Origin of the sequence: Bradyrhizobium ottawaense, assembly GCF_002278135.3 — a bacterium.
In the GTDB taxonomy this organism is placed as follows: Bacteria; Pseudomonadota; Alphaproteobacteria; order Rhizobiales; family Xanthobacteraceae; genus Bradyrhizobium; species Bradyrhizobium ottawaense.
Map to the genome: position 1 here is coordinate 3,699,498 of NZ_CP029425.2, position 23,080 is coordinate 3,722,577.

The 23,080-nt window shown below is 65.4% G+C and carries 25 protein-coding genes and 1 pseudogene; 12 read left to right on the forward strand and 14 right to left on the reverse strand.

Translation table 11 applies throughout. The features are described from left to right. Positions 1-33: 33 nt before the first annotated feature. The 7 genes from CIT37_RS17640 to CIT37_RS17670 form a co-directional block, all read right to left on the reverse strand. Positions 34-1,272 (reverse strand): ABC transporter substrate-binding protein, encoded by a 1,239-nt coding sequence (locus CIT37_RS17640; RefSeq protein WP_095426276.1) that lies wholly within the window; start codon positions 1,270-1,272, stop codon positions 34-36. A 31-nt stretch (positions 1,273-1,303) separates the two neighbouring features. Further along, entirely contained in the window at positions 1,304-2,539 is a 1,236-nt protein-coding gene (locus CIT37_RS17645) for an ABC transporter substrate-binding protein (RefSeq protein ID WP_028140568.1), read from the reverse strand. 34 nt (positions 2,540-2,573) lie between these two features. Continuing rightward, positions 2,574-3,281: an ABC transporter ATP-binding protein gene (locus CIT37_RS17650; protein WP_028140567.1), complete on the reverse strand. Its 708-nt coding sequence runs from the start codon at positions 3,279-3,281 to the stop codon at positions 2,574-2,576. Further along, complete coding sequence (locus tag CIT37_RS17655) at positions 3,268-5,040, reverse strand: branched-chain amino acid ABC transporter ATP-binding protein/permease (protein WP_028140566.1); 1,773 nt, start codon at positions 5,038-5,040, stop codon at positions 3,268-3,270. The genes CIT37_RS17650 and CIT37_RS17655 overlap by 14 nt, the downstream gene beginning before the upstream one ends. Before the next feature lie 2 nt (positions 5,041-5,042). After that, complete coding sequence (locus CIT37_RS17660; protein ID WP_028140565.1) at positions 5,043-5,978, reverse strand: branched-chain amino acid ABC transporter permease; 936 nt, start codon at positions 5,976-5,978, stop codon at positions 5,043-5,045. A gap of 103 nt (positions 5,979-6,081) precedes the next feature. Continuing rightward, positions 6,082-7,476, reverse strand: coding sequence for an MmgE/PrpD family protein (locus tag CIT37_RS17665; RefSeq protein ID WP_028140564.1), 1,395 nt, complete (start codon positions 7,474-7,476; stop codon positions 6,082-6,084). A 28-nt stretch (positions 7,477-7,504) separates the two neighbouring features. Next, entirely contained in the window at positions 7,505-8,398 is an 894-nt protein-coding gene (locus CIT37_RS17670) for an NAD(P)-dependent oxidoreductase (protein ID WP_028140563.1), read from the reverse strand. A gap of 252 nt (positions 8,399-8,650) precedes the next feature. Here CIT37_RS17670 and CIT37_RS17675 point away from each other — a divergent pair, with 252 nt between their 5' ends. The 4 genes from CIT37_RS17675 (at position 8,651) to CIT37_RS17690 (ending at position 11,949) form a co-directional block, all read left to right on the forward strand. Further along, positions 8,651-9,982, forward strand: a complete 1,332-nt coding sequence (locus CIT37_RS17675; RefSeq protein WP_244625893.1) for an MmgE/PrpD family protein — start codon at positions 8,651-8,653, stop codon at positions 9,980-9,982. 43 nt (positions 9,983-10,025) lie between these two features. Then, positions 10,026-10,415, forward strand: coding sequence for a carboxymuconolactone decarboxylase family protein (locus CIT37_RS17680; protein ID WP_008557256.1), 390 nt, complete (start codon positions 10,026-10,028; stop codon positions 10,413-10,415). A 9-nt stretch (positions 10,416-10,424) separates the two neighbouring features. Continuing rightward, positions 10,425-11,231 carry an N-acyl homoserine lactonase family protein gene (locus tag CIT37_RS17685; RefSeq protein WP_028140561.1) on the forward strand — a complete coding sequence of 269 codons (807 nt, stop codon included), beginning with the start codon at positions 10,425-10,427 and terminating at the stop codon, positions 11,229-11,231. A 109-nt stretch (positions 11,232-11,340) separates the two neighbouring features. Further along, positions 11,341-11,949, forward strand: coding sequence for a cysteine hydrolase family protein (locus CIT37_RS17690; protein WP_028140560.1), 609 nt, complete (start codon positions 11,341-11,343; stop codon positions 11,947-11,949). 12 nt (positions 11,950-11,961) lie between these two features. Here the strand turns inward: CIT37_RS17690 and CIT37_RS17695 are convergent, their stop codons facing one another. The 4 genes from CIT37_RS17695 to CIT37_RS17710 all read right to left on the reverse strand — a co-directional run bounded on the left by CIT37_RS17695 (position 11,962) and on the right by CIT37_RS17710 (position 15,280). After that, a complete protein-coding gene (locus tag CIT37_RS17695; protein WP_028140559.1) occupies positions 11,962-13,137 on the reverse strand; it encodes a DUF305 domain-containing protein in 1,176 nt (391 codons plus the stop codon). Further along, a complete protein-coding gene (locus CIT37_RS17700) occupies positions 13,134-13,313 on the reverse strand; it encodes a hypothetical protein (protein ID WP_028140558.1) in 180 nt (59 codons plus the stop codon). The genes CIT37_RS17695 and CIT37_RS17700 overlap by 4 nt, the downstream gene beginning before the upstream one ends. 246 nt (positions 13,314-13,559) lie before the next feature. Beyond that, on the reverse strand, positions 13,560-14,093 hold the full coding sequence (locus CIT37_RS17705) for a hypothetical protein (protein ID WP_095426277.1): 534 nt from the start codon (positions 14,091-14,093) through the stop codon (positions 13,560-13,562). Between the two features lie 11 nt (positions 14,094-14,104). Continuing rightward, on the reverse strand, positions 14,105-15,280 hold the full coding sequence (locus tag CIT37_RS17710) for a zinc-dependent alcohol dehydrogenase (protein WP_028140556.1): 1,176 nt from the start codon (positions 15,278-15,280) through the stop codon (positions 14,105-14,107). Between the two features lie 170 nt (positions 15,281-15,450). On the opposite strand from CIT37_RS17710, the gene CIT37_RS17715 reads away from it, so the two are divergent. After that, the gene (locus CIT37_RS17715) at positions 15,451-16,233 is read left to right on the forward strand and encodes an SDR family NAD(P)-dependent oxidoreductase (RefSeq protein ID WP_028140555.1); all 783 of its coding nucleotides are present in this window, start codon (positions 15,451-15,453) and stop codon (positions 16,231-16,233) included. Between the two features lie 278 nt (positions 16,234-16,511). On the opposite strand, the gene CIT37_RS40200 is transcribed toward CIT37_RS17715, so the two are convergent. Further along, positions 16,512-17,153, reverse strand: coding sequence for a response regulator (locus tag CIT37_RS40200; protein ID WP_370126221.1), 642 nt, complete (start codon positions 17,151-17,153; stop codon positions 16,512-16,514). Positions 17,154-17,260: 107 nt separating this feature from the next. Here CIT37_RS40200 and CIT37_RS17725 point away from each other — a divergent pair. After that, positions 17,261-18,429: pseudogene (locus CIT37_RS17725) on the forward strand (sensor histidine kinase); the annotation flags it as partial. Then, positions 18,429-19,175, forward strand: coding sequence for a Crp/Fnr family transcriptional regulator (locus CIT37_RS17730; protein ID WP_038949961.1), 747 nt, complete (start codon positions 18,429-18,431; stop codon positions 19,173-19,175). The pseudogene CIT37_RS17725 and the gene CIT37_RS17730, both read left to right, overlap by 1 nt. Here the strand turns inward: CIT37_RS17730 and CIT37_RS17735 are convergent. Continuing rightward, positions 19,168-19,380, reverse strand: a complete 213-nt coding sequence (locus CIT37_RS17735) for a hypothetical protein (protein ID WP_334262638.1) — start codon at positions 19,378-19,380, stop codon at positions 19,168-19,170. The two genes, CIT37_RS17730 and CIT37_RS17735, sit on opposite strands and share 8 nt — an antisense overlap. 226 nt (positions 19,381-19,606) lie before the next feature. Between CIT37_RS17735 and CIT37_RS17740 the strand changes: the two genes are divergently transcribed. Continuing rightward, the gene (locus tag CIT37_RS17740) at positions 19,607-19,807 is read left to right on the forward strand and encodes a hypothetical protein (protein ID WP_038949958.1); all 201 of its coding nucleotides are present in this window, start codon (positions 19,607-19,609) and stop codon (positions 19,805-19,807) included. Between the two features lie 179 nt (positions 19,808-19,986). Here CIT37_RS17740 and CIT37_RS17745 read toward each other — a convergent pair whose 3' ends face one another. Further along, complete coding sequence (locus CIT37_RS17745; RefSeq protein WP_095426278.1) at positions 19,987-20,271, reverse strand: hypothetical protein; 285 nt, start codon at positions 20,269-20,271, stop codon at positions 19,987-19,989. Positions 20,272-20,573: 302 nt separating this feature from the next. Here CIT37_RS17745 and CIT37_RS17750 point away from each other — a divergent pair, with 302 nt between their 5' ends. From CIT37_RS17750 to CIT37_RS17765, 4 genes are all read left to right on the forward strand, one after another. Next, positions 20,574-20,780 (forward strand): hypothetical protein, encoded by a 207-nt coding sequence (locus tag CIT37_RS17750; RefSeq protein WP_028140550.1) that lies wholly within the window; start codon positions 20,574-20,576, stop codon positions 20,778-20,780. Between the two features lie 2 nt (positions 20,781-20,782). Beyond that, positions 20,783-20,983, forward strand: coding sequence for a hypothetical protein (locus CIT37_RS17755; RefSeq protein WP_038972887.1), 201 nt, complete (start codon positions 20,783-20,785; stop codon positions 20,981-20,983). Positions 20,984-21,047: 64 nt separating this feature from the next. After that, positions 21,048-22,124 (forward strand): flavodoxin family protein, encoded by a 1,077-nt coding sequence (locus CIT37_RS17760; protein ID WP_095426279.1) that lies wholly within the window; start codon positions 21,048-21,050, stop codon positions 22,122-22,124. Beyond that, positions 22,121-23,020, forward strand: a complete 900-nt coding sequence (locus CIT37_RS17765) for an NAD(P)/FAD-dependent oxidoreductase (RefSeq protein WP_038949955.1) — start codon at positions 22,121-22,123, stop codon at positions 23,018-23,020. Before CIT37_RS17760 ends, CIT37_RS17765 begins: the two co-directional genes overlap by 4 nt. The last annotated feature ends 60 nt before the right edge of the window (positions 23,021-23,080 follow it).

The following is a 23,080-nucleotide window of genomic DNA, read 5'->3' on the forward strand; positions in this document are numbered from 1 at the left end:
CCGTTTCTTGGTTTGGCGCCCTCAGCTCTCAGGTCAACTCTTGGGCCAGAACGGTTTTGCCCGCGCGAGTTCGGGCGGGAACACCGTCACCGGCACGCCGGCTTGCCACTGCACGATGGTCATGCCGGCGCCGACGCGGCGGCCCTTCTCGTCGAATTTGATCTCGCCCAGCGGGTAATATTTGGAGGGGCCGCCATCCATGGTGCGCAGCGCTTCGCCGACGGCGACGCGATCGGCCTTGCCGGCCTTCTCCAGCGCGTCCTTGATCACCCACATGTCGCCATAGGTGGAGATCGCGTTCTGCGTCATCCACGGCTCCTTGTAGCGCGTCTTCAACTCGGCGATCAGCGCCTCATGGCCCTTGGCGCCCCAACTGGCGACGCACGTCAACACGCCCTGGAGCAGCTCGGGGCTGACGGTCTGCAGCATGTCCGGCTCGGCGATCGCGATGCCGAACGAGATCGTCGGCACCTTGCCCTGGCCGAGGCCAAATTCGTTCATCTTCTCGAGCAGCAGTTTTGCATCCGAGATCACCGTCGGCAGGAAGAACAGCAGGTCGGGCTTGGCCGAACGGATCTTCTGCACCAGTGAGGTTGCGTCAGCGAGCGGCGGGGTGAACGTCTCGTCGACGATCAGCTGCAACTGGTTCTCCGCCAGCAGGCCCTCGCGCATTGCCTTGGCGGAGGCGATCGAGGCGCCCGTGTTGTCGGTGAGGATCGCGACCGTCTTCGGCCGCTTGCCTGAGGCCGTCTCCGCCAGCTTGATGAGCTGGGGCAACGCCTGCCGTGCCTGCGACCCCGCGGTGGCCGCGGTCTGGAACACGTATTTGAATCCGCGCTCGGTGATGAGATCCGAATAGGAGAGGGTGAGCATCGGCAGGTTGGCGCGCTCGGTCACCTCGGTCACCGCGAGGGTGAACGAGGACAGATAGGCGCCGCTGGCCGCGACCAGATCGGTCTCCTGCGCCACCATGCGCTGTGCCGCGTTCTTGGCCTTCTCCGTGGTATCGCCGGAATCGAGCACGACGAGCTTCAGCTTGGCGCCGCCGAGCGCCTTGACGCCGCCTTGCGCGTTGATGTGATCAATCGCCATCTCGGCGCCTTCGCGCATCACCGTTCCCGGGCGGGCATAGAGCCCCGAGATCGGCACCAGCAGGCCGACCTTCACTTCAGAAGGTTGCTGCGCCCAGCCGGCGCGGGACGCGATCAGCGTGCCGGAGGCGCCGGCCAGCAGGGTTCGCCGCGATATCGTGATCTTGCTCTTTGCAGTCATGACAGTCTCCTCCCCAGGATTTGCGCGACGCCTAGGATTTCTTCGGCCAGAACGGCTGCGCCTGCGCGAGCTCGGGCGGATAAACGGTGACAGGCACGCCCGATTGCCATTGCACGATGACGACGCCGGCGCCGACGCGGCGGCCCCTCTCGTCGAATTTGAGCTGGCCGCCCGGGTAATATTTCGACGGGCCGGCATCCATGGTGCGGAAGGCCTGCGCGACCGCGTTGCGGTCGGCCTTGCCGGCCTTCTCCAGCGCTTCCTTCATCAGCCACATGTCGCCATAGGTCGAGATGACGTTCTGGGTCATCCAGGGCTCCTTGTATTTGGCCTTGAGCTCCGCGATCAGCGCCTCGTGGCCCTTCGAGCCCCAATTGGCGACGATGGTCATGATGCCCTGCACGGTCTCCGGGCTCACGCTCTGCAGCATGTCGGGCTCGGCGATGGTGATGCTGAAGGACACGGTCGGGATCTTGCCCTGGCCGAGGCCGAACTCGCTGATCTTCTCGAGGCCAAGCTTGGCGTCCGACACTGCATTGGGCATGAACAGCAGCAGATCGGGCTTGGCCGAGCGAACTTTCTGGATCAGCGGCGTCGCATCCGACAGCGGCGGCGTCCAGACTTCCTCGACCACGAGCTGGAGGCCCTCCTGCGCGAACAGCCTCTCCTTGAGCGCCTTGGCGGTGGCCACCGACGTTGCGGTGTTGTCCATGAGCATCGCCACGGTCTTCGGCTTCTTGCCCGAGGCATTCTCGGCCAGCTTCATCAGCGTCGGCAGGCCGAGCTCTGACTGGCGGCTCGCGGTCGCTGCGGTCTGGAAAATGTATTTGAAGCCGCGGTCAGTCAGCAGGTCCGAATAGGACAGCGTCAGCACAGGCAGCTCGGCGCGCTCGGTCACCTCGGTGACCGCCAGCGTGAAGGAGGACAGATAGGAGCCGGTCGCGGCGACCAGATCTGGCTCCTGCGCCACCATGCGCTGTGCCGCGTTCTTGGCTTTCTCGGTGGTGTCGCCGCAGTCGATCACGACCAGCTTCAGCTTGGCGCCGCCGAGCGCCTTGATGCCGCCCTGCGCGTTGATGTGTTCGATGCCCATCTCGGCACCCATCTTCATCACCTGGCCGGGGCGGGTGTAGATGCCCGACAGCGGCACGATCAGTCCGACCTTGATCTCGCCAGGTGCCTGCGCGCGCGCAACGCCGGCGAGGCCGACGGCGGCGGCGCCGGAGAGCACGGTGCGGCGACTCAGTCCTTTTGAAGTCTTGTTCATTTTGTTTCTCCCTGATCTTTGTTTTTTGTGTTGGTCACATGCCGAGATAGGCTTTGCGCACGCGGTCATCGGCGCGCAGCGTAGCGTTGTTGCCTTCGAGCACGACGTGTCCGGCTTCGAGGACATAGCCGTGGTCGGCGGATTCCAGCGCTTCCGCGACGCGCTGCTCGACCAGCAGCATGGTCAGCCCGGACTGGCGGCGGATCTCGATCAGCCGCTCGAAGATGAAGTCCGCGGTCGAGGGCGCGAGCCCCATCGAGGGCTCGTCCAGCATCAGAAGCTTCGGGGAGGAGGCGAGGCCGCGGCCGATCGCGAGCATCTGCTGCTGGCCGCCGGACATCGTACCCGCGAATTGATCGCGGCGCTCCTTCAGCACCGGCAGCCATTCGAAGATGCGCTCGATATTGGCTTGCCAGTCGCGGCGGCCGCTCTCGGTCATCGCGCCCATTTCCAGATTCTCCATCACGGTCAGCGACGGGAAAACCTGGCGTCCCTCCGGGACGTGGGCGATGCCGAGATGGGCGCGCTGCGGCGGCGGCACTGCGAGCAGGTCGACGCCGTCGAACGTGATCGCGCCGCCGCTGGGCTTGACGATGCCGGAGATCGTCTTGAACAGCGTGGTCTTGCCGGCGCCGTTGGGTCCGACGATCGCGACGAACTGGCCCGCGCCGACATTGATCGAGACGTCGTTCAGGACGGGCTTGGCCGAATAGCCCGCGCTCAATCCCTCAATTCGCAGCATGGCCCACCCACTTTTTGCCGAGATAGGCCTCGATCACGCGGTTGTCGCGCGTCACCACTTCCGGCAGGCCTTCGGTGATGACGGCGCCGTGGTCGAGCACGAGGAATCTGTCGACCAGCCGGACCATCGCCTGCATGGTGTGCTCGATGATGGCGATGGTGATGCCATCGCGCGCGAGCTGCTGGATCACGGCCACGACCTCGTCCGCCTCGCCGTGGCCGAGGCCCGCGAGCGTCTCGTCGAGCAGCAGGATGCGCGGCTGGCCGGCGATCGCGCGGGCCAGCTCCATCAGCCGCAGTTCCTTGGTCGAGAGCTCGCCGGCGACACGGTCAGCCACGGCAGACAGCCCGACGCAGGCGACCGCGTCAGCGGCCAGCTTGCGGGCTTCATCGTCGGTGCGGGCGCGCACATAGGCCCCGACCACGACGTTGTCGAGGATCGACATGCGCAGGAACGGCCGCATCACCTGGAAGGTGCGGCCGATGCCGGCCTCGCAGATCACGTGCGGCCGCTGGCCCGACATGTTGCGGCCGTCGATCAGCACCTCGCCCTGGCTGGGCTTGAGGAAGCCGTTGAGGAGATTGAACAGCGTGGTCTTGCCGGCGCCGTTGGGGCCGATGATGCCGAGGATCTCGTTCTTGTGCAGCTTGAAGCTGACATCTTGCACCGCCTTCAGGCCGCCGAAGGAGCGCGAGAGGTTCTTCACTTCGAGGACGACCTCGCCGGTGGCGGCACGCTGCCGGGAGGCGGGCTTCAGGGCCGTCACGTTGGCAGCTGCTGCTTCCGCGGTATCACTGACCGCCGCCTTGGGCGCGCTCCGCTTGCGCAGGAGATCGCGCAGCTTCCAGAACAGGCCTTCCGGCGCCAGCAGGATGACGCAGACGATGGCAATACCGAAGATGACGCCCTGAATGCCGGGGATGCGCGCGCCGGCCTCGGCGTGCAGGATCTCGGCGAGCGGGATCAGGATCACCGAGCCGATCACCGGGCCCCAGACCGTGCCGACGCCGCCGAACATCGCGACCGTCAGCGCCTGCGCCGACACCAGCATGCCGAACACCGATGCCGGGGTCACGACCAGCAGCACCTGCGCGTAAAATCCGCCGATGGCGGCGGCGATCGCCCCGCTCAGCGTGATCGCGCGCAGCTTCCAGGCGAGCGTATTGATACCGGCCGCCTCGGCCGCAGCCTCGTTCTGCTTGATCGCGAGCAGCGCCATGCCGAAGCGCGATCGCTCGATCACCTGCGTCAGCACAATGGTGGCGAGCATGAGCGCCAGCCCCAGCAGCGTGTAGAGGTGCGGATCGGCGAATTGCATATAGGCGATCGGAGCCTCGCGCTTGATCGGAAGCGTCACCTCCTGGAAGCCGAGCCACTCGAACACGTAGAGAATGGCGAGCGGATAGGCGAGCATGGCCAGCGCGAAGTAGTGGCCTTGCAGCCGGAAGGTCGGAAAGCCGATCAGGAGGCCGGCGATACCGCCGAGCATGGCGGCGACCGGAATCAGCAGCCAGGGCGAGATGTCGAAATAGATCTGCCCGAGCGCGGTCGCGTAGGCGCCGATCCCGAAGAAGGCGGCGTGGCCGAACGAGATCAGGCCGGTGTAGCCGCTGAGCAGATTCCACGACAGCCCGAACACCGCCCACACCGGCACCAGCGTCAGGATCAGCTGGTAGTAGGAGTTGGTGACGCCGAGCGACACGACCGCATAGGCGAGCGTGAAGAGCAGGGGAGGCAGAAAGGAACGCATCCGGAGCATGGTCACGTCCTCTCCACCATGCGCCCGAAGAAGCCTTGCGGGCGGAAGAAGATGATGAGGAGGAAGACGGCGAAGATCGCGGCGTTCTGCAATTGTGTCGGCAGGATCAGCGTCGACATCTGCTGCACGAGGCCGATCGTCATGCCGCCCCAGAAGGCGCCGATGATGCTGCCCATGCCGCCGAGCACGACGCCGGCATACATGACGATGACGTATTCAAGACCGACGAAGGGGTGGAACGGGTAGTTGGTGGCGAGCAGGCCGCCGGCAATCGCGGTGATGCCGCAGCCGAGTGCGAAGGCGGTGCGATGCGCGCGGTCGACGTCGATGCCCATATAGGTCGCTGCCGTCGGATTGTCCGCGGCGGCGCGGAGCGACTTGCCGATCCGCGTGCGCGTGATCAGCAACGAGAGCAGGATCATGATCGCCAGCGAGACGATCATATCGATGCTGCGGGCCTTGTTGAGGAAGATGCTCATGTCGAAGAAGGGCCCGAGCTCCCACGCCGAGCTCGACAGCGGCGTACGGATCGAGGCCAGCACCGAGCCGAACACGATGAGGCCGCCGTTCTGCAGGATCAGCGCGATGCCGAGCGTGAGGATGAGCTGGGCGTAATGGCCTTCGCCTTCGAGCGAGGCAGTACGTGTCCCGGAGACGTGCGAAATCAAAGCCAGATGCACGAAATAGCCGAACACGGCGAGCACCGGCCCGGCCAGCAGGATGGCGACGAACGGCCCCACGGCATTGCCGAACAGCGTCTGGATGCCGGCGGCGGTGAAGAGATAGAAGGCGGTGTACATGCCGAGCATCATGAAATCGCCATGGGCGAAGTTGATGACGCGCATGACGCCGAAGATCAGGCCGAGCCCGACGCACATCAGGCCATAGACGGCGCCGATCAAAAGCCCCGCGGCGAGCGCTTGCAGAAAGCCTTCCATCAGCCTGGCCTCCGAGTATCGGCTTGCCGGCAGCCATGCGCCGATGGCATTACTAAGCTGGTCTCGAAATCGACCATGTTTCCCCCGTACTCTCCGGCACTTCTCATGATGCCGGTCGTAAAGCCCGTTCCGTTGCATTCAGGCGGCACTGCGCGGCGATGTCGCCTGCATGGCCGAGCTGCTCGCAATCGTCGATGAGTTGCTCGAGCCGCCGCACGCGATCCTCGCCGAGGCCTCCGGCTGCCGAGCTGCGAAAGCGTGCGCGAATATCGGCAGGTGTTGCGGCGATGACGTCGGGCAGAGCGTGCCGGATGGTCCGGCCGCCGCGCAGCTGCACGGTGACCTCCGCACCCTGCTTGCCGGGGAAGGCGGCGGTGAAGGCGGGATCTGCCTTGAGATCGGTGACCGCCACGAGGCGGATGATGTCGGCATCATCGAGCTCGGCGTAGTTCTCTTCCTCGATCTCGCCCCGCGCCAGCGTCGCCGCGACGCTGAAGGGAATGCTCATCTTGGCCTGGAGCGCGTTGCGGTAGGGCCCCATGGAATCGCAGCCGGGATAGCGCACCGCAGCGTCGGGCGCGCGGATGACGACGTGGTCGATCTCGTCGACGCTGGCGAGCTCGTGTGAGACGCGAAGCGCGGCCTGTGCCGCTGTCTGCGCGAAATTGCAGGCGGGGACCGGCTTGTTGTAGACGGCCATGATCTCGCACTCGCCATTGGGGAAGAGCGCGATGCTCTCCGGCGCGGGCTGGCGGCGATAGGCGGCGAACAGGCCGGCTTCACCCTCCAGTATGGTTTCCGAGCCGAAGGCGCCGGCCGCGGCAAGGCCAATTGCCTTGATCGCATTGCCGGCGGCAAAGCCGGGATGGAAATACATGTCGGAGCCGCCGGCATGCGGCCACTCGTTGAGACCGCTGGAGGTATTGGCCGCGATCGCGATGGCGCTGGTCGCCTGGGCCTCGGAGAGGCCGAGCGCGAAACTTCCCGCGAGCGCTGCGCCCAGAGGGGCCACGAGGCCCGTCGGGCGATAGAGGCGTGCGAGGTCCGAGGTCAGCAGCGCGCGGCCGATCCGCGCGCCGGTCTCATAGCCGATGATGGCGGCCGCGAGCAGCCTGTCCCCGCGCAGCGGCGTCTGTTCCGACAGCGCGAGCAGGGCCGGCCAGATCACGACGCCGTGGTGCGCGATGCTGGCCGCATGCATGTCTTCCCGCACGAGGCCGTGCCCCATGACGGCATTGGCGAAGGCTGCGTCGGCCGGCGAGGAAAGCTGCGACGTCCCGATGATCGTTGCGCTGCCGCCGGCCTGCGCAATCGCAACCGCCTGGCGGCTCCAGGGATGATGGCCGGCCTCGAAGGCGCAGGACAGGAAGTCGAGCAGGCAGAGCTTTGCCTTGGCAATGACGTCCTGCCCGAAATAGCCAATATCCAGCGCAAGCACGCTCCGCGCCATCTGACGCGCGAGCGGGACCTTGCCTGATGCGGTCGGACCGATCGTCATCGCGGGTCGCTCTCCCTGGCTTGCGCGATCAGCCGCGCATCTCGACCCCGGCCCACTCCTCGAGCACCTTGGCGATCGAGGTGAAGTCGGATGAGGCGCCGTATTTGGCGTTGGTGATCGCGAGCATCTGCCGCACCACCGCGCCGCAGACCATCGGCACGCCCATGGCCTCGGCCTCGTCCACGCAGAGACGAACGTCCTTGTAGGAGAGGCCGGTGGCGAAGCCGAAATCGAAGGTACCGGGCAGCACCGCGCGGGGGAATTTGTCTTCGGAGGCGCTGTTGCGGCCGCTGCTGGCGTTGATGATGTCGATCAGCACCTTGGCATTGACGCCGCCCTTGACGCCCATCGCGACGGCTTCCGAGGTGATCACGAGGGCTGCGGCCGCCATCAGGTTGTTGGCGAGCTTAGCCGTCTGCGCCACGCCGGGCTTGTCGCCGGTGTAGAACAGCTTGCCAAAGTTCTTCAGGATCGGCTGCACGATGTCGTAAGTCGCCTGCGGGCACGAGACCATCACCGCCAGCGTGCCGTTGACGGCGCCCTTGATGCCGCCGCTCACGGGCGCATCGACCAGGGTCATCCCCTTGGCCTTCAAGCCTTCCGCAACGAGCTTCGCAGCGCCTGGACCCGACGTCGAGAGATCGATGACGATCTTCGCACGGTTGCCGCTGCCGATGCCGTCCTGGCCGAGCGCAACGGCCTTGACGATGTCGGGCGTCGGCAGGCTGGCGAGCACGATGTCGGAGCGTGAGGCGACGTCGGCCGGCGAGCTGGCGAGGAGCGCGCCACGCTTGACCAGCGGCTGAGTCGCCTCGGCCTGCGTGTCATAGACGACGAGCGAATAGCCCGCGTCCATCAATCGTCCCGCCATCGGACCGCCCATGCGGCCCGTGCCGATTACGCCGAGAATCTCTCCCGCCATCGTCTGCTCCCTGTCGCGCGATCCCGTGACGGGCGCGCCTTCTTGATCTCGTTGGTCGATCGTCATCGCCGGCCGGCCGTCTCGGCCGCCGTCGTCGTGGCAGCGGGGTCCCGCGCCAACGGGCCGGATTGTTATGATTGTCAGACAAGCTGTCAAGCATAACATCTGGGGTCGACAGTTTGCCGCGGATCGGCATAAGGTTCGAACAAAACGAGGAAGACGCCCCGCGTGCCGCCAGTCCCAATTCCGAGTGTGAGCAAGACGCTCGCCGATTTCGTCGCTGCCTCGTCATGGACGGACGTCGAGGCGCAGAGCCTTGAGGCGCGGCGATCGATTCTCAATTTCTTCGCGACGGCGCTCGGCTCCGCGCGCGATCCTGTCGTGATCGCGGCGATGCGCACGCTGTCGCCGTTCACCGGGGCCGCGACATCGACGGTCATCGGTCACTCGCAGCCGATGGATGCGTTGTGTGCATCATTTCTCAATGCCATCTCGGCCAATCTGCTCGACTTCGACGACACCCATCCCGAGACAATCATTCATCCGGCCGCGCCGGTTGCCGCGCCGATATTGGCGCTTTCGGAGATGCGCAAACTGTCGGGGCGGGATGTCTTGACCGCGTTTATTCTCGGCGTGGATGTGGAGTGCCGCATCGGCAATGCAGTCTCGCCGCGCCACTACGCGCGCGGCTGGCACATCACCTCGACCTGCGGGATTTTTGGCGCGGCGGCGGCGTGCGCGAAACTATTGGGCCTGCCCGCTGCGGGAATCGCAAACGCGATCGGGCTTGCGGCCAGCCAGTCGGCGGGCAATGTCGAGAACCTGCCCAGTGCCGCCAAGAATGTCAGCGTGGGCAATGCGGCTCGGAACGGATTGTTCGCGGCACTGCTGGCGCAGCAGGGCTACGAGGCATCGCCCCGCGCCATCGAGGGTCCGCTGGGCTGGGCGCGCACCATGGGTGACGAGCCCGATATTGCTCGCCTGCTCGACGGTCTCGGCAAGACCTGGGAGATTGCGAAGAACACCTACAAGCCGTATCCCGCCGGCATTGTCTTTCACGCGGTGATCGACGCCTGCCTCTCATTGCGCCAGCGCATCGGCGGGCGGGTCGACCAGATCGAGTTGGTGACGGTGCAGGGCTCGGCGCTGCTGCTGGCGCGCGGCGATCGCCCGGTCAATAACGAGCGCGATGCGCGCGTCAGCATCCATCATTGCGTGGCTTGCGGATTATTGCTCGGCACGGCCGGGGTCGCCGAATTCACGCATGAGACGGTGGTCCGGCCCGACATCGCGCAGCTGCGGCAGAAGGTGAGGGCGGTGCTCGATGGCGCGATGCCGGATGGCGCCGCACGCGTGACGTTGCGCCTGTCGTCCGGTGAGGTCCTCACCGAGACCGTGATCGCGCCGCGTGGCAGTCTCGCCGCGCCGCTCACAGATCGCGACCTCGAGGCCAAGCTGCGCGAGGCCATGCGGACAGGTCGAAGCGATTGGGATGCGGACCGCGTCATCGACGCAATCTGGCGGCTCGATTCGGTCGACGACGTCGGCAATCTCCTGCAATCGCTGCGACCGGCATCGCGCTAATCAACTTCCAACTCAACTCTCTCAAGACCTGAAAGGGACGATCATGAGCAAGACCGAACTGTTCGAAAAGGGCCTCAAAGTTCGTAAAGAGGTGCTCGGCGAGGACTACGTCAACAAGTCGATTGCCGGGGCCGACGAGTTCACGCGCACCATGGCGGAATGGTCGACCGAATTCTGCTGGGGTGCCCTGTGGACGCGGCCCGGCGTCGACCGGCGCACGCGCTCGATCGTCAATCTGGCGATGCTCGGCGCACTGAACCGGCCGCACGAGCTGAAGCTGCACGTCAAGGGCGCCCTGAAGAACGGGCTGACCAAGGAGGAGATCAAGGAGATCCTGCTCCAGGTCGCGGTCTATTGCGGCGTTCCCGCCGGCATCGACGCCTTCCGCAATGCGCGCGAGGCCTTCAACGAGGTTGACGCGGCGGGTTCCTGAGCAACTCCCATGGCAGACCCGGACTACGAGCTGTTTGCGATCCGCTACGCGACACGGGATGCGCAGCGGAGCGAGCACTTCATCGGCGGCGATCCGCATGACGGACCGATGCCGATGGACTATTTCGTGTGGCTGGCGCGGGGAGGCGGGCGCAGCTTCGTCATCGACACCGGCTTCAACGCGGAAGTGGCCAGGCAGCGCCGGCGGAATTTCCTGCGTTGCCCGGTCGAGACGCTTGCCGCGTTCGATATCGACCCTGCCGACGTCGGGGATGTGATCCTCACGCATCTGCACTACGACCATGTCGGTAATTTCGACCGGTTTCCGAACGCGCGATTTCATCTGCAGGAGCGCGAGCTCGCCTACGCCACCGGGCGCTATATGCAATATCCGCGGCTGTCGCATTCGTTCGAGGTCGAGGACGTCTGCGGGATCGTGCGGCTGAATTACGCGCGCCGGGTGCTGTTCTACGACGGCGATGCCGAGATTGCGCCCGGCCTGACGGTGCATGTGGCCGGCGGCCATTCCGCCGGTCTTCAATTCGTCCGCGTCAACACACGCCGCGGCCCTGTCGTGCTCGCCTCCGACGTCAGTCATTTCTACGAGAACATGACCAGCGAGCGTCCGTTCACGACGGCGTTTCATGTCGGCGACATGCTTGTCGGCTTCGACAAGCTGCGCGCCGCGGCGCCTGACGCGGACCACATCGTCCCCGGCCATGATCCGCTCGTCATGAAGCTCTACCCGGCGCCAGGCCCGGAGCTGAATGGGATTGCGGTTCGCCTCGACGTGGCGCCGACCGCAACGCCGGCGTAACCGCGCGTCGCGGGTTCCAAGTCTGCCTCTGCACCGCGGCGGTTCGGAACCAAAGCCTTCGCCTTCGCATTCGCAATGGATCGCCGAATGCGCTTGATGGTGGAGGACGATGAGGGACAGCACGTCGGAAGTGGCCGAGATCAGGGAGGCCGTTCACCTCTGCATCGACATGCAGAACATTTTCGCCCCCGGCGGTCTGTGGGCGACGCCGTGGATGGATCGTGTTCTGCCGACGATCGCCTCGATCGTTGCGCGCCACCAGGCCAGAACCATCTTCACGCGCTTCATCACGCCGCAGGATCCGGAAGATCGCCCGGGCCAGTGGCAGAGCTATTTTCATCGCTGGAGCCAGGCCACGCGCAAGCATCTGCCGCCATCCGCGCTCGAGCTCGTGCCCGCACTGAGCAAGTTCGTTCCGCCGGCTGCAATGATCGACAAGCCGGCCTATTCCGCATTCAGCAATCCCGCCCTCGCAGGCCGGCTGACCGACAAGAACGTCGGCACGGTCGTGATCTCGGGCGCCGAGACGGACGTCTGCGTGCTCTCGACGGTCCTGAGCGCGGTCGATCTCGGCTTCAGGGTCGTCATCGTCGAGGACGCCTTGTGCAGTTCGTCCGACGTCGGGCACGACGCGCTCATGACGATGTACCGCACCCGCTTTCACGGCCAGGTCGACCTGGTGACAACGGAAGAACTGGCCGAGTTCTGGCGGGAGTAGGGGGCGATCCGCTCAATTGACGTTGTCGGCGAGCATGTTGCGGACGGCCGTGGCGACGGCCGAAATGCCGCTCGCATCGTGCATCAGCGCGATCTCGCCCTGCTGGGCGTGGCGAATGGCATGCGCCATGACGCGTAGCCGTGGGTCTCCGCCACTGCGCCACATCCGGTCGGCCATCCTGGCCGCGCCCATGTGATGCTTGCTCATGCTCTCGACGAACACCGCATCGAACCGGTCCGCCGGCGCGGCCTTGACCTGTCGCATCTCGGCCTGAGCCAGGAAGCCCGGCATGGCGGCACGCTCTTCGGTGCTGCAGTCGGGCATCTCCGTGTCGAACCAGCTCAGCCACCAGTTCTCGAAAATCCTGATCTCGCCGGCCTGGCTCGCGACCATCAGCATCGCGAGCTTGCGCAGATGCGGGCCCTGGGCGCGCTCCACGGCGATCCGGGCCAGCTCGATACCCTGGGCATGATGCGCCGTCATGTGACGGATATAGGTCTGGTCCGCATCCCTGTCGCGGCCCATCCAGGGCGGCTCGTAGCCGTGGCTGCCGAACAACGCGATCGCGCCGAGCAGCGCCACCACGACCAGCGCACCGGTGATCCAGGCATTGGTGAAACGGATGTCGCGCTCGGCTGCAGCGCCGCGCCTCCAGCGCAACCGGGCGAACAGAGGATACATCAGGGCCGAGGTGCCATGAACGAGCAGACCGATCCAATAGGGCTGCTGCAGCGTGAACAGCGGCTGCCAGAACGGAAACAGCGGCACCAGCACGAACCACTCCGTGGCTGACGAGAACGCGGCCCAGGGCAGCGCGAGCAGCAGGATGGTCGCCGGCCGCAAGTCGGCGGTCCAGCGTCCGAGCACACCGAAGAACACCAGCGCCCAGGAAAAATCCGCCCATTGATGAAAGGCGATCCCGGTCAGGATCGCGCTCCATGACGGCTCTGCGCTGATCGCCCAGTCGCGCGCGGGAATGGCAGCGACCGTCATCCAGTCGACCGCGGCATCGCGGCCGATCCGGGCGGCGAAGAGCTGGCTGACGATGGTCGAGAAGGTGCTGCTGATCAGGCCGAGCGCGACGGCGGCAATCCAGCGCGAACGTCGTCGTCGCCCCTTGACCCGCGACAGGCCTTCGTCGGTGCGCCGCACTGCATTGGCAAGTGCTGGTCGCGGCTCTGCGTTCACGTCAGCTGCTTGAGCTTCTTCAGCGGGTTGAGCTTGCTCGGCCTGTCCTGTTCGTCACGGCCGCGCTCGGCCTCGGCCTTGCCGGCGTCGTGCAGATCCTGGTCGCCGATGATCTCGCCGACGGCTTGTCTGGTCTTGCCGACGATGCGTTGCTGGAGTGCCTTCGTCTTGCCCATGGCTTGTCTCCGAGGTGACCTGCCTCCAGACCCACGCCGCTAACCCCGGCGCCTGAAGGGGCGGTGAGCGCCGGGGTCGCGGTTTCGTGCAGTCTGCCTCCGGCAGGGGGGACGTCGGAGGCGTTGATCAGACTCTCTGGCTCGCGGATGGTTCCTCGCGGCCCTCAGCGCGGATCGAGCACGATGTTCACGCCTTCATTGCCCCGGAGCCGTGCTTCACCTCGTCAGGCCTTGGCCGTGCCTTGGTCATGCTTTGGCGGGCGCTGCAATCTGCCTGGCCGCTGTTCTGACGCTCTCGATGCCCTTGGGGAAGCCGCTGCGGTTCGGATAAAGCTTGCGCCGTGCCTCGCGCGGCGGCCGCCTCGGCTTGGTGTCCTGCGCGGCGCGGTAGTCGAGCATGGCGATGCCGCCGACCATCAAGAGCGCCAGCGCGATGTTGCCCTTCTTGGGATTGTCGACTGTCAGCCCCGACAGCAGTGCGGCGGCATCGAGACCGTCGCCGCCGACGCGGGCCCACAGGCCGGCGTTCTTGTCGACCGACAGCGACATGATCCCGGCCAGGATCTCGCGCACGCCGAAGGCGCGGACCATGGTCTCATGGCCTTCCATGCCCAGCGTTTCCGTGACGCGTCTCGGCGCGAAGAATTCGACGACGCCAAGTCCGATGCTGAACCAGCCGAGCGCGCGGGCGAGCTGGTCTTCCGGCCGCTTCAGGCTCGGCCCGCCCTCGACAATCTTCGGGTCGCCCTTGGTGCGGACGATGTTGGAGAAATGAAACATGGCTTGCTCCTTCAGGGCCTCAGCACGACCTTGACGCAGGAGTCGCGCTTGTCGCGAAACACCTGGTACATCTCCGGTCCTTGTTCGAGCGGCACGGTGTGGGTGATGACGAAGGAGGGATCGATCTCGCCCTCCTCGATGCGGCGGAGCAGATCGTCGGTCCAGCGGTTGACGTGGGTCTGGCCGGTCCGCATCGTCAGGCCCTTGTTCATGAATGCGCCCATCGGCAGCATGTCGGACAGGCCGCTGTACACGCCAGGCACCGAGATGATGCCGCCGGGCCGGCAGACATAGATCATCTCGCGCAGCACGTGGGGCCGGTCGCTTTCCGCCATCACCATCTGCTTGGCGCGGTCGAGCAGTGTGTCGGGCAGGGAGGCCATCACGTGCGATTCCATGCCGACGCAGTCGATGCACTTTTCCGGTCCCCTGCCGTCGGTGAGATCGTTCAGCCGCTCCACCACGCTCTCGGTTTCGAAGTTGATGGTGGTGGCGCCGCCGGCTTCCGCCATGCTGAGCCGCTCGGGCAGGCAGTCGATCGCGATCACCTGGTTGGCGCCGAGCAGGATGGCGCTGCGGATCGCCATCTGCCCCACGGGACCGCAGCCCCAGATCGCGACGGTGTCGGTGGGCTCGATGTCGCATTGCACGGCGGCCTGCCAGCCGGTCGGGAAGATGTCGCTGAGGAATAGCAGCTGCTCGTCGGGAATGCCCGGTGGCACCTTGATGTGGGTGGCATCGGCATAGGGCACGCGGAGATATTCGGCCTGGCCGCCTGGATAGCCACCGGTCAGATGCGTGTAGCCGAACAGGCCGGCCGTCGTGTGTCCGAACACCTTGTCGGCCAGATGGCGCTTGCGGTTGGTGGTCTCGCACACGGAAAAATTGCCGCGCTTGCACTGGTCGCATTCGCCGCAGATGATCGTGAAGGGCACGACGATGCGGTCGCCCTTCTTCAGCTTGCCGTCGACGCCGGAGCCGACCTCGACCACTTCGCCCATGGTCTCGTGGCCCATGATGTCACCGGGCAGCATGCCCGGAATGAAATTGTGGAAGAGGTGCAGGTCGGAGCCGCAGATGGCGCAACTCGTGACCTTGATGATGGCGTCGCGCGGGTCCTGGATCTCCGGATCGGTGACGGTGTCGCAGCGGATGTCCTCCTTGCCGTGCCAAACCAGCGCCTTCATCGTCCGTCCTCCCGGCTGAACCAGTTGGCATCTAAGTCGAGGGGTGAACGATGGTTGCTACGCCGCGCAAATTCTTCGCACTGCACCGGCTGGCGCAAATCGCAACGCGGATAGGAACGAGAGCGCAGGGCAGTGATTGGGCGTGATCAACGTCAAGCGAGGACACGCTCATGCCCGCCAATCAACTCGCAATCGTCACCGGCGCTTCCACCGGTATCGGCCTGGAACTCGCAAGGTGCTGTGCCCAGGCGGGTTTCAACCTCGTCATCGCGGCTGACGAGCCGATGATCGAGCGGGTGGCGGTCGATCTGCGCAGGCTCGGCGTCAGCGTGGAGGCCGTTGAAGCCGATCTCGCCACCACCGATGGCGTCGACAGGCTCTGCGCCGCGGTCGGCGACCGGCCGATCGATGCGCTGCTGGCCAATGCCGGCGTCGGCCTCGGCAAGGCGTTCCTCGATCAGGACTTTGCCAGGATCAAGCATCTCGTCGACACCAACATCACCGGCACGCTCTATCTGATCCATCGCGCCGGCAACGAGATGCTGCGGCGCAAGTCGGGGCGCATCCTGATCACGGGCTCCATCGCCGGCTTCACGCCCGGAAGTTTCCAGGCGGCCTATAACGCCAGCAAGGCGTTCCTGGACTCATTCTCCTTCGCGCTACGCGAGGAGCTGCGCGACAGCGGCGTCACCGTCACCTGCCTGATGCCGGGCGCCACCGAGACCGAGTTCTTCCGCCGCGCCGACATGATGGACACCAAGGTCGGCACCGAGAAGAAGGACGGCGCGTACGACGTCGCCAAGGCCGGCTTCGATGCGATGCTGCGCGGCGAGTCCGATGTCGTCACGGGGCTGAAGAACAAGATCCAGACCACGGTTGCCAACGTCACGCCGAACGAGATGCTGGCCAGGCAGCATCGCAAGATGGCCGAGCCGGGCACGGCGAAGTCGTAGAGCGAGGTCGTCGCAATTTCTGCGGCGCTGCGCGGCTGAACGGGCGGACCGGCAAAAGGAGGCAAGCCGATTCACATAGCCTCGATTCACATAGCCTAATGCGCGGCGGCCCCGAAGCGGTCACATTGTGTGGGCTGGAAAGGGGCTGCGATGGCGATGGACCGCATCGAACGGGCCTTTGTCGCGACTGCGATCACGGGTTTTCTCGTGATGACGGTGGCCGTTGCCTGGATGATGATGAGCTGACGCGGGAAGGGCTTGCCGTCTTGCGCGTCGCGCTACCTTACGCCGCCGTCGTCCTGTGCCTGGCAGTGACCGTCTGGCTCGCCTTCGCGCATCTGCTCTGATCCGCGCCTGGTTGCGGGCTCGCTCAGCGCAGCCGGTTCAGGCGATGATTGCTGCGGCCACGCCGGTTGACCGTCGAGGAGGCTCGCCAAATTCTGGACCATGGCTACGACATCGATCGGCTTCTCCCAGATCGGCACGTCCTGGAATTCCGGCTCGATGCTGATCCTGTCGTAGCCCGTGGTGAACACGAAGGGCACCTGGCGTGCCCTGAGCTCCCGGGCGATCGGAAAGATCGGCTTTGCACGGATGTTCACGTCGAGCACCGCGGCATCCAGAACGCCGCCATCGTGCAGCATCTCGATTGCATCCTCGATATGGCCGACCGGACCGGCGATCTCCGCGCCGAACGCGCGCAGCGCCTTGCCGATGTCATCGGCAAGAAAATATTCGTCCTCCACGACGAGGATGCGGCGTCCCGTCAGCGGCGCGCGTTGACGAGACGACGAGGGTAATACGGACATGATCCCTCCGGCGAGCCTGCCGACCGATGGGAAAACCAAGGGTCGGGGCCGGCGTTTACCAACGAGGGAGGCCAAGGCGGGTTCCAAGGGCAAACGCGACTCCTTCGTCATTTGCCTTTGATCCGTTGGGAGAATATCGATTTCTGCTATTGGTAGGAGCCGGTGCACGCCGGGCATGTCGAGCGTCCCGAGCGAACTGCACGCCCCAGACGAACTTCCAGGCTACTTTCGAGGAGTTCGAGAGCAGCCCTGAGCAGCTGAAACCGTCCACGAGGAAGACCAGTCTCTCAACGAGGAGTTACATTTGGCCCACGAGGAGATCGGAACCTCGCCTGAGGAGTTGCAGTCGGTCAACGAGGAGTTGACCTCCATCAACGGCGAGCTGACGCACCGTGTCGAGGAGTTGACGCGCGCCACCCGCGATCTCAGGAATTTCCTGGAGAGCACGCGCATCGCGACCGTCTTTCTCGACAATGATCTTCGCGTGATGAACTTCACACCGGCGATTACCCAGGTGCTGCATCTCGTCGAGACCGACACGGGCCGCCCCATCGGTCACATCAAGGCGCGCATCCCGATCGAGGATCTCTACGACGACATTCGCCGCGTGCTGCGTACGCTTGCGAGCGCCGAGCGCGAGCTGAGCGCGTCGGACAGCGGCACGCGCTACATCGTGCGCATCCTGCCTTATCGCAGCACCGACGATGTCATCGCCGGCGTCGTCATCACTTTCATCGACGTTCCGGCGATCACCCGCGCCGAGGAGCGCCAGCGCCTGCTGCTGGCCGAGCTGCAGCACCGCGTCCGTAATACGCTTGGCGTGGTGCGCTCCATCGCCCGCCGTTCGGCCGAATCCGCCACCACTGTCGAGGAATATGCTTCTCATCTCGACGGACGGCTCAACGCATTTGCCCGCACCCAGGCGCTGGTGACACGCGATCCGGAGGGCGGTGTCGACCTGGAATATCTCGTGGTCGAGGAGCTTCTCGCCTATAATGCCCGCGAGGGCGAGCAGATGCGGGTCTCAGGTCCCAAGGTGCGCTTCCAGCCCAAGGCCGCCGAAACGTTCGCGCTCGCGATCCACGAGCTAGCGACGAACGCGCTGAAATATGGCGCCTTGAGCCAGCCGAGCGGACATGTTGAAATCTCCTGGCGCCTCGATGAAGGCACCCAGCCCGCGGAGCTGGTGTTCAAATGGCGCGAGTGCGGAGGGCCACAGGTCAAGCCGCCGCTTCGAAAGGGTTTTGGCACGGAGCTTCTGGAGCGTACGCTCGCGTTCGAGTTCAAGGGGCAGACCACCCTGGCATTCGACCCCGCGGGGCTGCAATGCACGATCGCCATTCCGCCGAGCAAGCGCACGTTCCACACACCGGCGGTGGCTGATTGATGCCCTTGTCGACCTCCGATCGCAGCCTCGTGGAGCTGGTCATTCGCCGGCTGACCGTGCTGCGGCCGTTGTCGACGGAGGCCCGTGCGTCGCTCGAATATGCGTTGCTCGAAGGTCTCGAGCGCGTCGGGGCGAGTGAAGACCTGATCTCGGAGGGCGATCCCGTCGATAGCGTCCGGGTGGTGCTATCGGGCTGGCTCTGCCGCTACAAGACGCTCGAGGACGGCCGGCGCCAGATCGTCAATTTCATCTTTCCGGGCGAGAGCTGCGACGCGCACGCGTTCTTGCTCCCCGTGATGGACCATTCCATCGCGACAATGACGCCAGTGGTCTACGCCGAGATCAAGCGCGCGCGTTTCGAGAGTCTGACGATGGGCGATCGCTCGCTCGCCGAAGCGTTCTGGTGCGAGACCCTCGTCAACAACGCCATCCAGCGCGAATGGGCCATCAACCTCGGTCGCCGCACGGCCCTGGAGCGGGTGGCGCATCTGTTTTGCGAGATATTCGAGCGGCTTCGGCCCGTCGGGATGGTCGACGGCAATTCCTGCGTCATGCCGGTCACGCAGATGGACCTTGCCGACGCTACCGGGCTGTCGGTGGTGCACCTTAACCGGACCGTGCAGGAGCTGCGTGCGTCGGGCTTGATCGTGCTGCGCGATCGGACCCTGACCATCAACGATCTCGACGCGCTCAAGGCAGCGGCGTTGTTCGCGCCGAACTATCTGCAACTCTATCGACTCACTTGATCAGAGTGGGACGGCTGGTTTGGCCGAGGCTTTCGATGCGCCCGGGATTGACCGGCTCGGGCCCCTGAAACGCGTTGGATTCGGCTCGCTTGCGATACTCCTCCGCCATTTCCAGCAGCGCAGTTCGCGTTTCGGGTGAGGAGCTGAGAGCGGCCTGGCTCTCGCAGGTTTTCTGCAGTCGGCGATAGTTGTCCATCTGCGCCAATCCCAGGCGGTCCTACCACGTTCCTAAATTAGCAGATTTGGCCACCGACTAATTTAACCCATGTTACGCAAGCGAGCTTGTCTTGCAGCAGTCTCTTCCTCCTTCTGACCCCGGCAAGCAACCGTTCCGCTTCTGGAACGTTGTGGGAGGCGTCGCCTATGCGCGATGACCTCAATCGGTGAGAACGCAACGGAGCGCTCCGACCCAGTGATCAGGGAGAACGCCCATGTTGACGCGGCGTCGAGTGAAGCTGACGGATCCGCTGGAGATACGTCTGGCCGTCGAAGCGGAGCGGCTGCGCGCGGAAGCCAGATCGCTTCCGCCCGGAGCGGCTCGCGACGAGATGTTGCGCAAGGCGCGCCAGGCGGAGACCGGGTCCCAGATGAGCGAGTGGCTGCGGTCGCCGGGGTTGCAGCCGCCGGATTGACGCCGGCTTGCCCTGTCCGTGTGAACGGAGCGAAGCGTGCCGCAGGTCAGGCTGCACCGCCGGGAACGGGTTAGATGTCGGCGCGTACCGATGCGCTGGTGTCGTGGGCAGAAACCGGAAAAATGAGCGCCACGTCCATCGTCCCCGTTGTGTCCGGTTGTCACCCGGCGGTGCCTTCGTCAACGCCGCTTCGCGGCTTTGGTTCGCCGGTTGTAGGGTGAGCGATTGACGGGTCGCAGCGAAATCCCTTCGCGCTGCGCCTTGCTGCGAATGGCCGCGACCGGGCGCTGAAGCTTGATGCTCATCACGCCGGTCGGCGTGTTTCCCTTCGCGAGCTGCTTCAGCTTGCTCACATCCGAGGCTGTCCAGGGCTGGCGCGCGCGGCGCTTATACGCGGGATTTGCCTTGCGCGGTCCCTTGCGGCCGATCGGTGAGCCCGGCCGCTTCCATGCTGCTTTTGCCATGACGATCCTCCTTCAAGTCCTTCTTGAACAAGCGAATCAGCAATTCGGTTCCGGCGCAGTCGATTGTCGTGACGAACGGCACGCGAGAGCGAGGGACGATGCCGTGCGGCCGTCCTCGCGCAAAATCGCGCAGCGTTAACTTTTTGAAATGCCGGAACCCGCCGTCGCGGCCGAAGCTGAAAACCATTGCCCGGCCGGGCCGCCCCCAACCGGCAAGCCACTCGAGTGACAAGAGAACCTGGGCCCCGGCGCCCGATCCCAGCCGGGGCCGATTTCCGTCCAACCGAATAGCCGTGAGTCCAATGACCGCCAAACGCAACCGCAACAAGCAGACCCGATCGCTCCAGGAGCGATTGGCCGCATTTGCCGAAAACGCCCGCGAGCGCGCGCGCAGCCTGCCGCCTGGCAGGGAGCGCGAGATGCTGCTGCGGCGCGCCAAGCAGAACGAAGTGACCTCGAACCTGACCGACTGGCTGAGCGCACCGGTCTGCACGAGACGAGGAGAATGACGATGCGCAGCTTCAAGCACTACCGCGCGTTCCAGATCGACCCGGATGGGCATGTGTTCGGATGCATCAATCTCGTCTGCGTCAATGACGAGGAGGCCAAGCGCGAGGCCGCTTCGCTCGTGCTCGGCCACCGCATCGAGCTGTGGCGGCTGGACCAGCGGATCGCGAAATTTGATGCGCCGCAGGACGTGGCGCGCCAGTAGCGGCAAGGAACCGGGTGCTGCCCCCCGGGTTGGTCGGATGATACCGACTTCGCCGGGAGCCTGCATGACGGACGCTGAAATTCGCAAAGGGATGCCGCCCGTCAAGTTGTCGCGCGAGGAGTTCGAACGGCGCTACAAGCGTCAGTTCGTCGATCCCGCCTTTGCCCCGCTGCAGCGCGAGCTCGATGCCGTCGTCGGTGCCGCCTGGGAGGCCTATAGCCATTCGCGCAAGGTGCCGTTGACGCGGAACGCGGGCGCAGGTTTCTCCGATCCCGACTACGACATTGCCGTCGATTGGCTCGATGCGCGGGCGAAAATCCTGTCCGCGCAGCGTCGGCATGACGACGCGCAGGAGACGCCGCGCATTCTCGTCATCAACGGCTCCGCCCGCAGCGAGCACACCTGTCCCGGCGAGATGTCCAAGACCTGGCGTCTGGTCAAGCTGGCTGAACCTGTCTTCGTCGAGATGGGATTTGCCGTGGACATCCTCGATCTGTCCCGTCTGGCTTCAGAATTCGGCAAGACCATTCATCCCTGCAAATCCTGCGTCTCGACCGCGATGCCGCTCTGCCACTGGCCGTGCAGCTGCTATCCGAACTATTCGCTGGGGCAGACCGGCGACTGGATGAACGAGATCTATCCGCTGTGGGTCGCGGCCCACGGCATCCTGATCGTGACCCCGGTGAATTGGTACCACGTGCCTTCCGGGCTCAAGGCGATGATGGACCGCATGGTCTGCGCCGACGGCGGCAATCCCGATCCGACCTCGACGCATGGCAAGAAGGCCGACGCGGCCAAGGCGATGGAGCTGAAGGGCTGGCCCTATCCGCGCCATCTCGCCGGCCGCCATTTCGGCGTGGTCGTTCATGGCGATGCCGTCGGTGCCGAGGGCGTGCGCCGCGCCTTGTCGGACTGGCTGACCGACATGCAGCTGATCTCGGCGGGCCGCTTCGCCGAGCTCGACGGCTATGTCGGCTACATGGAGCCATATGCCGTTTCGCATCGCGAGCTCGATGACGACGGGGAATTCCAGCAGGAGGTGCAGAACGCGGCGCGCGCGCTCGGCAACGCAGTCCGGCTGGCCAGGAGCGGGTGCCTCCAGGAGCCCGGGACCGGGTTGCAGGACCCGAATCCCAAATGACCGGCGCGCGGTTTGATTGCCTGGTCGTCGGCGGCGGCCCCGCCGGGCTGATGGCCGCGATCTATCTGGCGCGCTTCCGCCGCAGCGTCTGCGTCGTGGACACTGGCGCCAGCCGTGCCGCGCTGATCCCCCGCAGCCACAACGTTCCCGGCTTTGTCCACGGGCTATCAGGTTCTGACTTGATCGCGCGCATGTCGGCGCAGTTGGGCGAGCTCGCCGTCGAGCGCGTGGAAGCCGAGATCACCGCCTTGCAGCGGCGCGACAACGGCTTTCAGGCGGTCTGGAACGGCGGCGCGCTTGAGGCCACCACCGTCATCCTCGCCAGCGGCATCGTCGACAGCCATCCGCCGTTCGAGCAATGGCGCGCCGCGGTCGCGGACGGGCTGCTGCGCTATTGTCCCGTCTGCGACGCCTTCGAGGTGATCGGCCGCCGCGTCGGCGTCGTCGGCCCGCTTGGCCGGGCCGCCGGCAAGGCGCTGTTCCTGCGCGGCTATTCGCGCGAGGTGACGCTGCTCGCAACCGGACAGGATGACGAGGAGAGCGCGACAGCGGAGCTGGAAGAGGCCGGCGTCGACATCGTGTTGGCGCCCGACCTGCGCTTGCGGCGGAGGGTGGGGGGCCTCGAGGCCGTCTTCGCCGATGGCCGGACGATGCAGTTCGACACGGTCTACCCGGCGATGGGTGCCGAGGTGCGTTCGCAGCTCGCGGTCTCGCTGGGCGCCCAGCATACCGGGGAGGGCTATCTGAAGGTCGACGACCATCAGCGCACCTCGGTCGACGGCCTTTATGGCATCGGCGACGTCGTCACCGACCTGCATCAGATCTCGGTCGCATTCGGCCACGCCGCGCTTGCCGCCTGCACGATTCACCACAGCCTGCCCCGGCGCCTGGCGTGACCGGGAACGAAGGGCGCGGCTTCGCCTTGGTTGAGCGGGACGCGCGACCTCGACGCGCAA

Bases quoted from the DNA above. Each gene is read 5' to 3' on its own strand.
- CIT37_RS17665 (WP_028140564.1), bottom strand. From the start codon at position 7,476: ATGACGATCGGTCCGACCGCATCAGGCAAGGTCCCGCTCGCGCGTCAG.
- CIT37_RS17740 (WP_038949958.1), top strand. From the start codon at position 19,607: ATGTTGACGCGGCGTCGAGTGAAGCTGACGGATCCGCTGGAGATACGT.
- CIT37_RS17650 (WP_028140567.1), bottom strand. From the start codon at position 3,281: ATGCTGCGAATTGAGGGATTGAGCGCGGGCTATTCGGCCAAGCCCGTC.
- CIT37_RS17705 (WP_095426277.1), bottom strand. From the start codon at position 14,093: ATGTTTCATTTCTCCAACATCGTCCGCACCAAGGGCGACCCGAAGATT.
- CIT37_RS17750 (WP_028140550.1), top strand. From the start codon at position 20,574: ATGACCGCCAAACGCAACCGCAACAAGCAGACCCGATCGCTCCAGGAG.
- CIT37_RS17660 (WP_028140565.1), bottom strand. From the start codon at position 5,978: ATGGAAGGCTTTCTGCAAGCGCTCGCCGCGGGGCTTTTGATCGGCGCC.
- CIT37_RS17745 (WP_095426278.1), bottom strand. From the start codon at position 20,271: ATGGCAAAAGCAGCATGGAAGCGGCCGGGCTCACCGATCGGCCGCAAG.
- CIT37_RS17690 (WP_028140560.1), top strand. From the start codon at position 11,341: ATGAGGGACAGCACGTCGGAAGTGGCCGAGATCAGGGAGGCCGTTCAC.
- CIT37_RS17685 (WP_028140561.1), top strand. From the start codon at position 10,425: ATGGCAGACCCGGACTACGAGCTGTTTGCGATCCGCTACGCGACACGG.
- CIT37_RS17655 (WP_028140566.1), bottom strand. From the start codon at position 5,040: ATGCTCCGGATGCGTTCCTTTCTGCCTCCCCTGCTCTTCACGCTCGCC.
- CIT37_RS17645 (WP_028140568.1), bottom strand. From the start codon at position 2,539: ATGAACAAGACTTCAAAAGGACTGAGTCGCCGCACCGTGCTCTCCGGC.
- CIT37_RS17760 (WP_095426279.1), top strand. From the start codon at position 21,048: ATGACGGACGCTGAAATTCGCAAAGGGATGCCGCCCGTCAAGTTGTCG.
- CIT37_RS17640 (WP_095426276.1), bottom strand. From the start codon at position 1,272: ATGACTGCAAAGAGCAAGATCACGATATCGCGGCGAACCCTGCTGGCC.
- CIT37_RS40200 (WP_370126221.1), bottom strand. From the start codon at position 17,153: ATGACGAAGGAGTCGCGTTTGCCCTTGGAACCCGCCTTGGCCTCCCTC.
- CIT37_RS17710 (WP_028140556.1), bottom strand. From the start codon at position 15,280: ATGAAGGCGCTGGTTTGGCACGGCAAGGAGGACATCCGCTGCGACACC.
- CIT37_RS17715 (WP_028140555.1), top strand. From the start codon at position 15,451: ATGCCCGCCAATCAACTCGCAATCGTCACCGGCGCTTCCACCGGTATC.
- CIT37_RS17680 (WP_008557256.1), top strand. From the start codon at position 10,026: ATGAGCAAGACCGAACTGTTCGAAAAGGGCCTCAAAGTTCGTAAAGAG.
- CIT37_RS17700 (WP_028140558.1), bottom strand. From the start codon at position 13,313: ATGGGCAAGACGAAGGCACTCCAGCAACGCATCGTCGGCAAGACCAGA.
- CIT37_RS17730 (WP_038949961.1), top strand. From the start codon at position 18,429: ATGCCCTTGTCGACCTCCGATCGCAGCCTCGTGGAGCTGGTCATTCGC.
- CIT37_RS17755 (WP_038972887.1), top strand. From the start codon at position 20,783: ATGCGCAGCTTCAAGCACTACCGCGCGTTCCAGATCGACCCGGATGGG.
- CIT37_RS17765 (WP_038949955.1), top strand. From the start codon at position 22,121: ATGACCGGCGCGCGGTTTGATTGCCTGGTCGTCGGCGGCGGCCCCGCC.
- CIT37_RS17670 (WP_028140563.1), bottom strand. From the start codon at position 8,398: ATGGCGGGAGAGATTCTCGGCGTAATCGGCACGGGCCGCATGGGCGGT.